This is a genomic window from Pseudomonas berkeleyensis, from assembly GCF_014109765.1.
In the GTDB taxonomy this organism is placed as follows: Bacteria; Pseudomonadota; Gammaproteobacteria; order Pseudomonadales; family Pseudomonadaceae; genus Aquipseudomonas; species Aquipseudomonas berkeleyensis.
In genome coordinates this window covers 2600225-2613847 of the sequence record NZ_CP059139.1, presented here as the reverse complement: position 1 = coordinate 2613847, position 13623 = coordinate 2600225, and the positions used below count along the sequence as shown (strand labels likewise).

The 13623-nt window shown below is 62.3% G+C and carries 15 protein-coding genes; 12 read left to right on the top strand and 3 right to left on the bottom strand.

Annotated features, from left to right (window positions below):
- The first annotated feature begins 4 nt into the window (after nucleotides 1–4).
- The 5 genes from HS968_RS12180 to hemN all read left to right on the top strand — a co-directional run bounded on the left by HS968_RS12180 (nucleotide 5) and on the right by hemN (nucleotide 5578).
- Complete coding sequence (locus HS968_RS12180) at nucleotides 5–2401, top strand: heavy metal translocating P-type ATPase (RefSeq protein WP_182371435.1); 2397 nt, start codon at nucleotides 5–7, stop codon at nucleotides 2399–2401.
- 180 nt (nucleotides 2402–2581) lie between these two features.
- On the top strand, nucleotides 2582–2791 hold the full coding sequence (gene ccoS, locus HS968_RS12175; protein ID WP_119691113.1) for a cbb3-type cytochrome oxidase assembly protein CcoS: 210 nt from the start codon (nucleotides 2582–2584) through the stop codon (nucleotides 2789–2791).
- Complete coding sequence (locus HS968_RS12170) at nucleotides 2784–3467, top strand: sulfite exporter TauE/SafE family protein (protein ID WP_182371434.1); 684 nt, start codon at nucleotides 2784–2786, stop codon at nucleotides 3465–3467. Before ccoS ends, HS968_RS12170 begins: the two co-directional genes overlap by 8 nt.
- A gap of 60 nt (nucleotides 3468–3527) precedes the next feature.
- The gene (locus tag HS968_RS12165; RefSeq protein WP_182371433.1) at nucleotides 3528–4070 is read left to right on the top strand and encodes a hypothetical protein; all 543 of its coding nucleotides are present in this window, start codon (nucleotides 3528–3530) and stop codon (nucleotides 4068–4070) included.
- Nucleotides 4071–4195: 125 nt separating this feature from the next.
- The gene (gene hemN, locus HS968_RS12160) at nucleotides 4196–5578 is read left to right on the top strand and encodes an oxygen-independent coproporphyrinogen III oxidase (protein WP_182371432.1); all 1383 of its coding nucleotides are present in this window, start codon (nucleotides 4196–4198) and stop codon (nucleotides 5576–5578) included.
- A 51-nt stretch (nucleotides 5579–5629) separates the two neighbouring features.
- Here the strand turns inward: hemN and HS968_RS12155 are convergent, their stop codons facing one another.
- Nucleotides 5630–6073 carry a hypothetical protein gene (locus HS968_RS12155; protein ID WP_119691109.1) on the bottom strand — a complete coding sequence of 148 codons (444 nt, stop codon included), beginning with the start codon at nucleotides 6071–6073 and terminating at the stop codon, nucleotides 5630–5632.
- Between the two features lie 154 nt (nucleotides 6074–6227).
- Here HS968_RS12155 and fnr point away from each other — a divergent pair, with 154 nt between their 5' ends.
- The 4 genes from fnr (at nucleotide 6228) to HS968_RS12135 (ending at nucleotide 9503) form a co-directional block, all read left to right on the top strand.
- Entirely contained in the window at nucleotides 6228–6962 is a 735-nt protein-coding gene (gene fnr, locus HS968_RS12150) for a fumarate/nitrate reduction transcriptional regulator Fnr (protein WP_106741770.1), read from the top strand.
- Nucleotides 6963–7014: 52 nt separating this feature from the next.
- A complete protein-coding gene (locus tag HS968_RS12145; RefSeq protein WP_106741772.1) occupies nucleotides 7015–7563 on the top strand; it encodes an adenine phosphoribosyltransferase in 549 nt (182 codons plus the stop codon).
- A gap of 57 nt (nucleotides 7564–7620) precedes the next feature.
- Nucleotides 7621–8436: an ion transporter gene (locus tag HS968_RS12140; protein ID WP_119691108.1), complete on the top strand. Its 816-nt coding sequence runs from the start codon at nucleotides 7621–7623 to the stop codon at nucleotides 8434–8436.
- Nucleotides 8437–8666: 230 nt separating this feature from the next.
- Nucleotides 8667–9503, top strand: a complete 837-nt coding sequence (locus tag HS968_RS12135; RefSeq protein WP_182371431.1) for a metal-dependent hydrolase — start codon at nucleotides 8667–8669, stop codon at nucleotides 9501–9503.
- 90 nt (nucleotides 9504–9593) lie between these two features.
- Here the strand turns inward: HS968_RS12135 and HS968_RS12130 are convergent, their stop codons facing one another.
- Complete coding sequence (locus tag HS968_RS12130; RefSeq protein ID WP_182371430.1) at nucleotides 9594–10301, bottom strand: TetR family transcriptional regulator; 708 nt, start codon at nucleotides 10299–10301, stop codon at nucleotides 9594–9596.
- 116 nt (nucleotides 10302–10417) lie between these two features.
- On the opposite strand from HS968_RS12130, the gene HS968_RS12125 reads away from it, so the two are divergent.
- The 3 genes from HS968_RS12125 to HS968_RS12115 all read left to right on the top strand — a co-directional run bounded on the left by HS968_RS12125 (nucleotide 10418) and on the right by HS968_RS12115 (nucleotide 13300).
- Nucleotides 10418–11971: a flavin-containing monooxygenase gene (locus HS968_RS12125; protein WP_182371429.1), complete on the top strand. Its 1554-nt coding sequence runs from the start codon at nucleotides 10418–10420 to the stop codon at nucleotides 11969–11971.
- A complete protein-coding gene (locus tag HS968_RS12120) occupies nucleotides 11968–12852 on the top strand; it encodes an SDR family NAD(P)-dependent oxidoreductase (RefSeq protein WP_182371428.1) in 885 nt (294 codons plus the stop codon). Before HS968_RS12125 ends, HS968_RS12120 begins: the two co-directional genes overlap by 4 nt.
- Before the next feature lie 199 nt (nucleotides 12853–13051).
- Nucleotides 13052–13300, top strand: coding sequence for a hypothetical protein (locus tag HS968_RS12115; RefSeq protein ID WP_106741787.1), 249 nt, complete (start codon nucleotides 13052–13054; stop codon nucleotides 13298–13300).
- 70 nt (nucleotides 13301–13370) lie between these two features.
- Here the strand turns inward: HS968_RS12115 and HS968_RS12110 are convergent, their stop codons facing one another.
- Nucleotides 13371–13586: a DUF3820 family protein gene (locus HS968_RS12110; protein WP_041978686.1), complete on the bottom strand. Its 216-nt coding sequence runs from the start codon at nucleotides 13584–13586 to the stop codon at nucleotides 13371–13373.
- Between the last annotated feature and the right edge of the window lie 37 nt (nucleotides 13587–13623).

Below are 13623 nucleotides of genomic sequence, written 5' to 3'. Positions count from 1 at the left end.
GCCGATGCCCGCCCCTACTCCCTGCTACCACTGTGGCCTGCCGGTGCCTGCCGGCAGCGCCTTTCGTGCCGACGTCCTCGGCCAGACTCGCGAGATGTGCTGTCCCGGCTGCCAGGCCGTGGCCGAAGCCATCGTTGCCGGTGGGCTGGAGCACTACTACAGCCATCGTAGTGAGAACGCCGCCAATCCTCAGGCCCTGCCCCAGGCACTGCCTGACGAACTGGCGCTATACGACCGTAGCGACGTGCAGCAGCCCTTCGTACAACACGAGGGCGAACTGAGCGAAACCCAGCTGTTGATCGAAGGCATCAGTTGCGCCGCGTGCGGCTGGCTGATCGAGAAACACCTGCGCGGCGTACCGGGCGTGGCCGAAGCGCATCTGAACCTGTCCAACCACCGCCTGCTGGTACGCTGGCAGGACAGGCAAATTCCGCTGAGCAAACTGCTCGCCGAACTACGCCGCATCGGGTACGCGGCCCATCCCTGGCGAGCCGACGAAGCCGCCGCACGCCTGGTCGCAGAAAACCGCCGGCGCATGCGCGAGCTGGGCGTGGCAGGATTGCTGTGGATGCAGGTGATGATGGCGACCATGGCCACCTGGCCGGAATTCAACATCGACCTGTCGCCGGAACTGGACAAGATCCTGCGCTGGACCAGCCTGTTCCTTACCACGCCAATCGTCTTCTATTGCTGCGGACAGTTCTTCCGTGGCGCCCTGCGCGACCTGCGCACGCGCCATCTGACCATGGACGTCTCGGTATCGCTGGCGATTGGTGGCGCCTATGTCGCCGGCATCTGGTCCACCATCACCGGCCACGGCGAGCTGTACTTCGATGCGGTGGGCATGTTTGCCCTGTTCCTGCTCGCCGGCCGTTATCTCGAACGCCGCGCACGCGAGCGCACCGCCGCCGCCACCGCGCAGCTGGTGCAACTGCTGCCGGCGTCCTGCCTGCGCCTGGAAGATGATGGCCAGAGCCAGCGCATCCTCCTGAGCGAACTGCGCATCGGTGAGCGGGTGCTGGTACAACCAGGTTCGCTGATTCCTGCCGATGGCCAGGTGCGCGCCGGACAATCCAGCATCGACGAATCGCTGCTGACCGGCGAATACCTGCCGCAACCACGTGGCATGGGCGATAGCGTCACGGCCGGCACCCTCAATGTCGAGGGGCCGCTGACAATCGAAGTCCAGGCACTGGGCGACGCCACGCGCCTATCAGCCATCGTCCGCCTGCTGGAGCGCGCGCAAAGCGAGAAACCACGCCTGGCGGAAATCGCCGATCGCGTATCCCAGTGGTTCCTGTTGTTCATCCTGATCGCCGCAGCTTGCGTTGGCCTGGTCTGGTGGCAGATCGACAGCGCGCGGGCCTTCTGGATCGTTCTTTCCCTGCTGGTCGCCACCTGCCCCTGCGCACTGGCGCTGGCCACCCCGACGGCGCTGACCACTGCCACCGGCAGCCTGCACAAGCTGGGTATGCTGCTCACACGCGGGCATGTGCTCGAAGGCCTCAACCAGATCGACACGCTGGTATTGGACAAGACCGGCACGCTGACCGAGGGCCGCCTGACGCTCAAGGCCATCCACCCGCTGCGCGATCTTGACGAAGGTGACTGCCTGGCGCTGGCTGCCGCACTGGAGAATCGCTCGGAACACCCCATTGCCCGCGCCTTCAGCCAGGCACCACGCGCTGCGGAATCCGTCGACAGCCATCCAGGCCAGGGCCTGCAGGGCGTCGTCGACGGACGCCTGCTACGCATCGGCGAAGCCCATTTCGTCTGCGCCCTGAGTGGTCAGACGGTGCCGTCGATCGCCAGCGAACACGGGCAATGGCTGCTGCTCGGCGATGAGCGCGGGCCTCTGGCCTGGTTCGTCCTCGATGATCGCCTGCGCGAGGATGCGCCGCAGCTGATCGAGGCAGCGCGCGCACGCGGCTGGCGCATCCATCTGCTCTCAGGCGACAGCTCACCAATGGTCGGCGAAGTGGCGCGACAACTGGGTATCGACGATGCCCGCGGCGGCCTGACGCCGGACGACAAGCTGGCCGTGCTCAAGCGACTGCACGGCGAAGGCCGCCGTGTGCTGATGCTCGGCGATGGCGTCAACGACGTGCCGGTATTGGCGGCAGCCGATATCAGCGTGGCCATGGGCTCGGCCTCGGATCTGGCCAAGACCAGCGCCGACGCTGTGCTGCTGTCCAACCGCCTGAGCAGCCTGGTGCAAAGCCTGAGCATGGCCAAACGCACCCGTCGCATCATCATCGAGAACCTGGCCTGGGCCAGCCTGTACAATGGCCTGGTGCTGCCTTTTGCCGCCATGGGCTGGATCACGCCGATATGGGCTGCCGTAGGCATGTCGCTGAGCTCGCTGCTGGTGGTGCTCAACGCCCTGCGCCTGAGTCGGTAAACTGCAGATTGATGCAGGGCGGATTCAGGAGCGAAGCGAACAATCCGCCGCTTGCTTGCACATACATCTTCAGGCGCCCTGCTTCGCAAACGGATCACCGCCCGGTACACCCTATGACGCTCATGTGAGGCTTAGCGTTTCGCCGAGCAGTAGCTCCCCAGCCCAATTTCCGGAGACCGCATGTCCGCCCTCTATATCCTGATTCCCGTGGCCATCGGCCTGGTCGGTTTCGCCATCTGGCTGTTCTTCTGGGCGGTGGACAGCGGCCAGTACGACGACCTCGATGGACCGGCGCACAGCATTCTGTTCGACGACGAAGACCCGCTGCACAAGGCTGGTGTCGAACAGGCCAAAGGCGACGAAGCACAGCAGGATCGACCGCGTGACTGAACTGCTGCCTCTGCTGCTGTCAGCGCTGATTCTCGGCCTGCTTGGCGGCGGACATTGCCTGGGCATGTGCGGCGGCCTGATGGGTGCGCTCACCCTGGCCATTCCTCCTGAACAACGCAGTCGCCGTCTGCAACTGCTGCTGGCCTACAACCTGGGGCGCATTCTCAGCTATGCCACCGCCGGCCTGCTCATAGGCTTGGCGGGTTGGGCCGTGGCCGGCAGCGCCGCCGAGGTGATCATGCGCTCACTGGCCGCTCTGCTGCTGATTGCCATGGGGCTGTACCTGGCTGGTTGGTGGAGCGGCCTGACCCATATCGAAGCACTGGGGCGCGGCCTCTGGCGTCATATCCAGCCCCTGACCCGGCGTTTCATGCCCGTCACCAGCCTGCCCCGGGCCATGGTTCTCGGCGGTCTGTGGGGCTGGCTACCCTGTGGCCTGGTCTACAGTACGCTGCTCTGGGCCTCCAGCCAGGGCAACGCCATCAACAGTGCGCTATTGATGCTGGCCTTCGGCCTGGGCACCTGGCCGGTGTTGCTGGCAACCGGCCTCGCCGCCGAGCGTATTACCACCCTGCTACGCAAACGGGGCGTTCGCATGGCCGGTGGACTGCTGGTCATTCTGTTTGGTATCTGGACACTGCCAGGCCCGCACCAGCACTGGTTGATGGGGCACTGAGCAAGCCCAAGACATAACCCAGGATTCCAGCCTGGGGCTGACAAGCCGCAAGGAGGCGAGATGAACAATCGTAACGATGGCATCATCCACGACACGGAAGACAAGGGCTGGTGGTGCCATCACGGACTCAAGCTGGAGCGCAGCTTCGTTGCGCTGTGCAACACCCACCTGAACCTGCCCGCCTGGGAAAACCCGGAGAAACGTGACAACCCCTATGCGCCGGATCTGATCGTCGCCGGCCGTGTGGCGGATCTGAAGGTACAGAACACGCCCTTCTTCGTTTCCAGCCGCTACGACATGGATCCGCGCCGTACGGTCACCTTCAACCGCAAGGACTACGAACGCTACAGCGAGCTCTATCCTGATATCGACATCTACTTCTGGGTGGATTGGACGCAAACGGAGTCGAAGTACGGCCGCGTCGACTACCTGGCCGGCATCTACAGCCTGCCTTTCGTCACCCTTGCTGGATTGATCGAAAGCGGAGCGCCAGAGCATCACTACATCCACCGCCGCGACGATACCCAGGGCAATGCGAAGTCCTCATTCCTGCTGAGCCTGGACGCATTCGCCGTACTGCTCGAAAAAGACCGGCGACTGTAGCTCAAGACGCTACAGAGCATCGGCGCCGACGCAACGCGCACCGTCCACGGCCGTTGATACAGGTCAAGGCTCAAGGCAGGCCAGCTCTCTAGACTGGCCGCACAGCCTGTCCAGGATTCTTTCCCATGCTCGACACCATCCAGTGGGACGCCGCCCTGATCCGCCGCTACGATCTCGCCGGCCCGCGTTACACCTCCTACCCGACCGCCGTGCAGTTTCACGACGATATCGGCCCGTTCGACCTGCTGCACGCCCTGCGCGACAGCCGCAAGGCGCAACGCCCGCTGTCGCTGTATGTGCACATCCCATTCTGCGCGCACATTTGCTACTACTGCGCCTGCAACAAGGTGATCACCAAGGATCGCGGCCGCGCCCTGCCCTACCTGGAAAAACTCGAGCGCGAAATCGAGATCGTCAGCCGTTACGTGGACAAGTCCCAGCCCATTGAACAGCTGCATTTCGGCGGCGGTACGCCCACCTTCCTCAACCACGACGAACTGCGCCGCCTGATGCAGCACCTGCGTCAGCACTTCAACCTGCTGGATGACGACAGCGGCGACTACAGCATCGAGATCGACCCACGCGAAGCCGACTGGTCGACCATGGGCCTGCTACGCGAGCTGGGTTTCAACCGCGTCAGCCTTGGCGTGCAGGATCTCGATCCGGAGGTGCAGCGCGCAGTCAATCGCCTGCAGACCCTCGAGGAAACCCGCGCCATCATCGAAGCGGCACGCACGCTGCAATTTCGCTCGGTGAACATCGACCTGATCTATGGCCTGCCCAAGCAGACGCCGGAGCGTTTCGCCCGTACCGTGGCCGAGGTGATCGCCCTGCAGCCGGATCGGCTGTCACTGTTCAACTACGCGCACATGCCCGAACGCTTCATGCCGCAACGCCGCATCAGCGCCGATGACCTGCCCAGCCCGGCGGATAAGCTGGCCATGCTGCAGAGCAGCATCGAGCAGCTGACCCGTGCAGGCTACCGCTACATCGGCATGGATCACTTCGCCCTGCCCGACGACGAACTTGCCATCGCCCAGGAGGAAGGCACGCTGCAGCGCAACTTCCAAGGCTACACCACTCACGGCCATTGCGACCTGATCGGCCTGGGTGTTTCCGCCATCAGCCAGATCGGCGATCTCTACAGCCAGAACGACAGCGACATCGCCAGCTACCAGCAAAGTCTGGGCAACGGCCAGCTGGCAACGCGCCGCGGCCTGCACTGCAATGCAGACGACCGCCTGCGCCGCGCCGTGATCCAGCAGCTGATCTGTCATTTCGAGTTGCGCTTCGCCGATATCGAGCAAGCGCATGGGGTGGTGTTCCGTGATTACTTCGCCGCGCTCTGGCCCGAGCTGGAACAACTCGCTCGCGACGGCCTGATTTCGCTCGACGAGCAGAGTATCGAAGTACGCCCGGCCGGTCGTCTGCTGGTGCGTTCGCTGTGCATGCTGTTCGATCGCTATCTCAACGACCAGGTGCGCCAGCGCTTTTCTCGGGTGATCTGAAGAACACGCGAAATCGCCCCGTGACGGCTAAGACCGTCACGGGGCGATGCGTCAGCCCATCGCCAGCGTGGCGGCAGTCTGCATCTGCTCACTCGACAGGCCGTTCTCGCGCATCAGTTTGATCAGGTTGGCATTGGCCGTGGTCAACGCGCTGTTGAGCGAAGCGAGTTCGGTCTGCAGTGCTTCCAGTTGCTGACGTTTGGTTTCCGGATCGAGGCTCTGGTCACTCATGATCGCCTCGACCTGCGCCTGCTTCTCGACGATCTGTGCTCGCAGCTCGCGAATCATCTTGAGCAGATCCTTGATTGCCTGAGGCAAGTCACTGCCGTCGATATCTTCGTTCTCGTCTGGCTTGGCCGCCATGCTCTTGCCCAGCTCGGACAAGCTCACCCGCAACCCCTCGCGCACCTGCTCCGGGGTTTGCTCGACTGCGTTAAATTGTCGCTGAACCCCCTCAACCAGATTGTTCAGAGGTCCGGTGGATTGGATGCGCATCGCGCTGCTCCCTGCGTTGGACTATGGTTCTACAGCCGTTATCGGCCCCCTGGGGACAAACTTGAGTATTCGGTCAGAACGTCTTATGGCTGGCCCCTACCCGCCCCCTGGGGTAACCTTACGGTCATTGCGTGTTTACCTGGGAAGTCTAACGATGTCCGAGAGCATCAAGCTGCGTTCGCAGCACCAAGCCCATTGCAAGGATTGCAGTCTGGCCGCCCTGTGCCTGCCAATCTCCCTGAATCTGGAAGACATGGACGCGCTGGACGAAATCGTCAAACGTGGCCGCCCACTGAAAAAAGGCGAGTTTCTCTTCCGTCAGGGCGATGCTTTCGGCTCGGTCTTCGCCGTGCGTTCCGGCGCCCTGAAGACCTTCAGCCTGAGCGACTCGGGCGAGGAACAGATCACCGGCTTCCACCTGCCCAGTGAGCTGGTCGGTCTTTCCGGTGTCGACGGCGAACGCTACCCGGTCTCAGCCCAGGCGCTGGAAACCACCTCGGTCTGCGAGATTCCCTTCGAGCGCCTCGATGACCTGGCGCTACAACTGCCCCAACTGCGCCGCCAGTTGATGCGCATCATGAGCCGCGAGATTCGCGACGATCAGCAGATGATGCTGCTGTTGTCGAAGAAGACCGCCGACGAACGCATCGCCACCTTCCTGGTCAACCTCTCCGCCCGCTTCCGCGCCCGTGGTTTCTCGGCCAACCAGTTCCGCCTGGCCATGTCGCGCAACGAAATTGGTAACTATTTGGGCCTTGCCGTGGAAACCGTGTCTCGCGTATTTACCCGCTTCCAACAGAACAAGCTGCTCGAAGCCGAAGGCAAGGAAGTGCATATTCTCGACCCCATCGAGCTATGCGCCCTGGCTGGCGGTAATCTAGACGTCTGAGCCCGCCCCTGCATTCGTATAATCGCGGGTTCAACGCATTTAGGATCCCACGATGATTTTCGACGAATTCAGCATCAAGACCCTGATCCGCCCGGTACCGGACTTTCCCAAACCGGGTGTGATCTTTCGCGACATCACCCCGCTGTTCCAGTCGCCCCGTGCCTTGCGCATGGTTGCCGACAGCTTCATTCAGCGCTACGTGGAGGCCGAGTTCACGCATATCGGCGCCATGGATGCACGCGGTTTTCTGATCGGCTCGATCATCGCCTATGAACTGAACAAACCGCTGGTGCTGTTCCGCAAGCAGGGCAAACTGCCAGCTGACGTACTCAGTGAGGGTTATCAGACCGAATACGGCGAAGCCTTTCTCGAAGTGCACAGCGACAGCCTCTGCGAGGGCGACTCGGTGCTGATCTTCGATGACCTGATCGCCACCGGCGGCACCCTGATCGCTGCTGCCAATCTGGTACGACGCATGCGCGCCACGGTCTTCGAGGCCGCCGCCATCATCGACCTGCCGGAGCTGGGTGGTTCGCAGAAACTGCAGGATGCCAATATCCCGGTTTTCACCCTCACTGCCTTCGCGCTAGACGACCGCTGAGTACCTCCAGCCCGGCAGCCGTCCGGGCTATCGCCTCGACCGCCACTGAAAACCGCCATGCCTGAACTCGATTCGAACCAATCCCCTGCCGACTGGCGCCAGCGTCTGGCCCAGATCATGGACGGCAAGGCCATACAGCGCCTGGTTACCGTGCTGATTCTGGTCAACGCCGCCATTCTCGGCCTGCTGACCTCCAAGGAAACCGTCGAGCAGTGGGGCTGGCTGCTGCTGCCACTGGACGCAATCATCCTCGCCTGTTTCGTCGTCGAACTGGCACTGCGTTTTGCCGCTCGTGGGGTCGCCCTGTTGCGTGATCCATGGGCCGTGTTCGACTGCATCGTCGTCGGCATTGCCCTGGTGCCGGCCAGCGGCCCCTTTGCCGTACTGCGTGCCCTGCGCGTATTGCGCGTGTTGCGCCTGGTGTCGATCAACCCGAGCATGCGCAAGGTGGTGCAGGCGCTGCTCGCCTCGCTGCCAGGCATGGGCAGCATCATCATGCTGATGAGTCTGATCTTCTACGTTGCTGCGGTGATGGCCACACAGCTGTTCGGCGAACGCTTTCCGGAATGGTTCGGCAGCCTGACCGCCAGCCTCTACTCGCTGTTCCAGATGATGACCCTGGACAGTTGGTCGAGCGGCACCGTGCGGCCGATCATGGAGGTGTATCCGCACGCCTGGATGTTCTTCATCCCTTACGTGCTGATCGCCACGTTCATGATGCTCAACCTGTTCATCGCGGTGATCGTCAACGCCATGCAGGACGCTCAGGAACCCAGCGCCGAAGAGCAGGAAAAGATCCAGCGCGACCAGGCCATACTTGACGAGCTCAAGGCGCTACGCACGGAAATCGCCGAATTGCGGCGCAACCACTGAGATAAACAGCATTACGGCGGAGTAACTCTGTTACTTCGCCGCCTCTTCAGCGCACCTCAAACCCCATCACCCGCCTTAAGTTGGCAGCGCACAACGCGCCAACGTCCGATAGTTACATCGTTCAATGACACAGTTGGTCTGTTGAGGTTAACCACCTGCGACCCCGAGTGCTGTCAGCCAGAGCCGCACAACAATCGGGAGCACCAACTCCCCAGAAGAGGACTCGAACGATGAGCGCCAGTGCCACCCTGCCCCAGCCGAAACCCAGCTTTCCGGTTCGCCGCATGGATTTCAGCTTCACCGAAACACCCAAATACTGGTTCTACGACGACCCCTTCATGAGCCAGTTCATGAACAACCTGTCATCGCTGTTTCCTTATGGCGAGAAGTTCTTCGTCGACAGCGTGCGCGCCGTGCGCGACCAGGTCACCGAGCCGCAACTGAAGAAGGACATCAGCGCCTTCATCGGCCAGGAAGCCATGCACTCCAAGGAGCATGCGGCGTACAACGACTACGCCAATCAGCATGACATCGACCTGGAGCGCCTCGAACTGCGCATCAAGGTGCTGCTGGAATGGGTCACCCGCTTCAGCACCAAGAAGCAGCGCCTGGCCATGACCTGCGCCCTGGAGCACTTCACGGCGACCATGGCCGAGCAACTGCTCAAGCGTGAAGACCTGACCACGCAGATGAACGACCCAAAGCTGTATCAGCTGTGGATGTGGCACGCCATCGAGGAGAACGAGCACAAGGCCGTCTGCTATGACGTGTACCAGAAGGTCTACGGTGGCTATTTCACCCGCACGCTGATCATGATGCTGACCACCGTGGTGTTTTTCGGCGTGATCGGCTGGTTCCAGGTTCATCTTCTGCGCAAGGACGGCCAGTTGTTCAACTGGCGTAGTTGGGGCTTCGGCCTGAAGAAGCTGTTCGGCCCACGCAATGGTTTCTTCACCAAGCTGATCGGTCCGTATCTGGATTACTACCGCCCGGGTTTCCACCCCAAGGATCACGACACCGAAAAGCTGGAGAGCCGCTGGCGCGAGCGCCTCGGTTTCACCAGCTGATATCCCTGCGGGCGGCCTAGGCCGCCCTTTTTCATTTCACCGTAGGGTGCGCCATGCGCACCGAGAACTCGGCCGTGATGCGCACCCCCGTCAGCCCAAGCGAAGCTGCCCCAGGCTCTGCAACACGCTGGCGCCGGTGAAAAGCATAACGATCTGCTCTTCGGCCAATGCACAGATCGCCTCACGCTGCTGCGGTCGACCGATATAGTCCAGCGATTGCTCGAACAGGCTGCGACTGATCAGGCCCGATACCTGACGCACCGCTGCCGCACTGACGATGCCCGGCAACAGTTTGAACTCGATGATGTCCTCGGCCATGTCGTCGGCGAAATCGTCCATCACCTGGCGCAACGCCTCGCGTAGCACTGGCGAAGCGCCATGCAGCTCACGCACACCGATGATGAACGCCTCGGGGTGCTCGGCGACGAAATCGAAGAACAGTTGCACCGTTTCGTGACATACCCGCCGCCCCCGTCCGAGATCGATGCCCAGCAGCTTGGGCAGCATCGCGCCGTCATCCTTGACCGCCCGCTGCGCAGCCTCACGACGCAGGTCACGCAACGGCTGACGCAGCAGCGTGGTGATCTCGCCGATCACCGTCAGGCCGAGATCGTCGACATCACGAAAATGGCGGTAGAACGTGTTGGGGTTCAGCCCCGCCTCGCGAGCCAGCTCACGCAACCCGAGACTGCTGAGACTGCGGCTGGTTGAGGTGAGACGTAACGCTGCCTCCAGCAATAGACGCTTTCCGGGGGCTGCGCCGGGCTTCTCGCGCACCTGCTCTTCGTCGCTTTGCATCCTTACCCCTACCTAAAGTTGGCTTGTTGCTCCAATGGCTTGCAGCTGAGTATACACCTGTCTACCTTGGTATACAGATGTAGACACCAACAAGAACGACAAGCAGGAGTTCGGCCATGAATGCGCCCGTGTCACCCCCTACCGCTGCCCGCCATTGCAAGATAGCCATCCTCGGCAGCGGCTTCTCCGGCCTCGGCATGGCCATCCGTCTCAAGCAGCAGGGCGAGCAGGACTTCCTGCTGTTCGAAAAAGAGGCTGGTGTCGGCGGCACCTGGCGCGTGAACAACTACCCGGGCTGCGGCTGCGACGTGCAATCGCATCTGTACTCCTTCTCCTTCGAGCCGAACCCGAACTGGACGCGGATGTTCGCCAAGCAGCCGGAGATCAAGGCCTATCTGGAAGGCTGTTGGGAAAAATATCGCCTGCAGGACAAAACCCTGCTGGGCACCGAGGTCGTGCAGATCCGCTGGGACGAGCACGCCGAGCTGTGGCACCTGCAGGATCGCGCCGGTAACCACTACAGCGCACAGTTCGTGGTCTCGGGCATGGGCGCCCTGTCCACGCCATCGATTCCCAAGCTCAAGGGCCTGGAGAACTTCACCGGTGAGGTCTTCCATTCGCAGCAGTGGAATCACGACTACGACCTGACCGGCAAGCGTGTTGCGGTGATCGGCACCGGCGCCTCGGCCATCCAGTTCGTCCCGCAAATCCAGAAGCAGGTCGAGCGCCTCAACCTCTACCAGCGCACCGCCCCGTGGATCATGCCCAAGCCGGATCGCGCCATCCGCGATGGCGAGCGCACCCGCTTCAAACGCTTCCCACTGGCGCAGAAGCTTTGGCGTGGCGCCCTGTATGGCATCCTCGAGAGCCGGGTGATCGCCTTCGCCTTCGCCCCGCGCCTGCTACGCATGGCCCAGGGCATCGCCAAGCTGTACATCAAGAAGCAGATCAAGGATCCCGTGCTGCGCGCCAAAGTCACCCCGGACTACACCATGGGCTGCAAGCGTGTACTGATCTCCAACGACTATTACCCGGCGCTGACCCAGGCCAATGTCGAGGTGATCACCGAGGGTGTCACCGAAATCCTACCGCACGGTGTGCGTACTGCCGACGGCCAGGAACGCGAAGTCGACGCCATCATCTTCGGCACCGGCTTCACCCCCAGCGACCCGCTGCCCCGTGGCACGGTGTTCGGCCGCGGCGGCGTCGACCTGCTCGACACCTGGCCCATGGGCCCGGAAGCCTACAAAGGCACCATGACCGCCGGCTTCCCCAACCTGTTCTTCCTCATGGGGCCGAATACCGGGCTGGGGCACAACTCCATGGTCTACATGATCGAGTCGCAGATCACCTACGTACTCGGCGCACTGCGTCAGCTCGAGGAAGGTCGCCTGCAAAGTCTGGAGCCCAAGCGCGAGGCGCAGGACACCTTCAACAAAAAGATTCAGGGCACCCTCGGCAACACCGTGTGGAACGCCGGTGGCTGCATGAGCTGGTACCTGCATCCGGTCAGCGGACGCAACTGCACGGTGTGGCCAGGCTTTACCTGGCGCTACCGCATGCTGACGCGCAACTTCGACCCGCATGCCTATCACTTCAGCCGCAAGCAGGCCGCTCACCCGGCACAGAGCAACGCCATCATCCTCGATGTGCAGGAGGCCACCGCATGAAATCCTTCGAAAACAAAGTAGCCGCCATCACTGGCGCCGGCTCCGGTATCGGCCGCGCCCTCGCCTATCACCTGGCTCGCCAGGGCTGTCATCTGGCACTGTCGGACGTCAACAGCGAGGGGCTGAAAGAAACCGCAGAGCAGGCGCGCAAGATCGGCGTCACCGTCAGCGAGCAGCGTGTCGATGTCGCCGACCGCGCCGCCGTCGAGGCCTGGGCCGAACAGATCGTCAGCGAGTTCGGCCGGGTCAACGCCATCTTCAACAACGCCGGCGTGGCCCAGGGTGGCACCGTGGAAGGCAACGACTACGTCGACTACGAGTGGATCATGAACATCAACTTCTGGGGCGTGGTCAACGGCACCAAGGCCTTCCTGCCCTACATCAAGGCCGCCGGGCAAGGGCATGTGGTGAACGTATCCAGCGTTTTCGGCCTGTTCTCGCAGCCGGGCATGAGCGCCTACAACGCCAGCAAGTTCGCCGTACGCGGTTTCACCGAATCACTGCGCCAGGAGCTGGACATGGCCGATTGCGGTGTGTCTGCCAGTTGCGTGCACCCCGGTGGCATCCGCACCAACATCGCCAAGACCGCGCGGATGAACGACAGCCTGGCCAAGGTCACCGGCCAGGGCGCCGAACAGGCGCGCCAGCAGTTCAACGATCAGTTGCTGCGCACCACGCCGGAACAGGCGGCCAAGGTCATCGTGAACGGCGTACTGGCCAACAGGCGACGCATCCTGATCGGAGCCGATGCCCATGCCCTGGACTGGATGCAGCGCAGCATGCCGGCGTTGTATCAACGCCTGGTGACCGCTTCGATGCGCCTGGCAGCGCGTTTCGCACCCAAACCGAGAGCGGACAAGGTACGTGAAGCGACCGAGTAGAACCGACTGAACGATCAACACAGGGCCGGCCAATGTCGGCCCTGTACGTTTGTCGGGCAACGCCCACGGCCGTGGCACCTGGGCTAAGGTAAGGAAACAGACGCACCACTCACCCATACGGCGCCGCTACCGGCTCCCGGCTGGAACCTCGGTGCAGCGTCGACGCCGAGGGCGGCGCCTTGATTCAGGAGGTGGCCTCATGAGCGCGCTTACCTGCACCCACCGTGATCACACCATCCGCGCCAGCGTCATGGAGCACCCCGGCCTGCCAACGCCCTGGGCCGGCGGTTGCCAGATCACCGATCCCGACGGCAACACCAGCAAGCGCCAGACCTTGCCGGTGGATTACGCCTTCATGGATGACCTGAGCAAAGCCCAACACGCGTCCATCGCCCACGGTAGATGGCTGGTGGATCAAAAGCTGGATCACGGGCGCAACTGGCATTGAGATGACTGCATTACCGTAGGGTGCGCTGTGCGCACATGCGCATGCCGGTGCGCATGGCACACCCTACGGCTTAAGCATCCTTGCGTAGAGGATCGAGCAGCGGTTTGAGGCCGTTGTGGTCGATCTCCTGCATCAGCGCCAACAACTGGCCCAACTCGCCCTTGGGGAAGCCTTCACGGGCGAACCAATTGAGATAGTGCCCTGGCAGATCGGCGATCAGCCGATCCTTGTACTTGCCATAGGGCATGCGACGGGTCACCAGGAGTTTCAGCGCTTCGGGATTCATGAGTTGCTCGAATGGCCGGAAAATATTCCGGCCATTG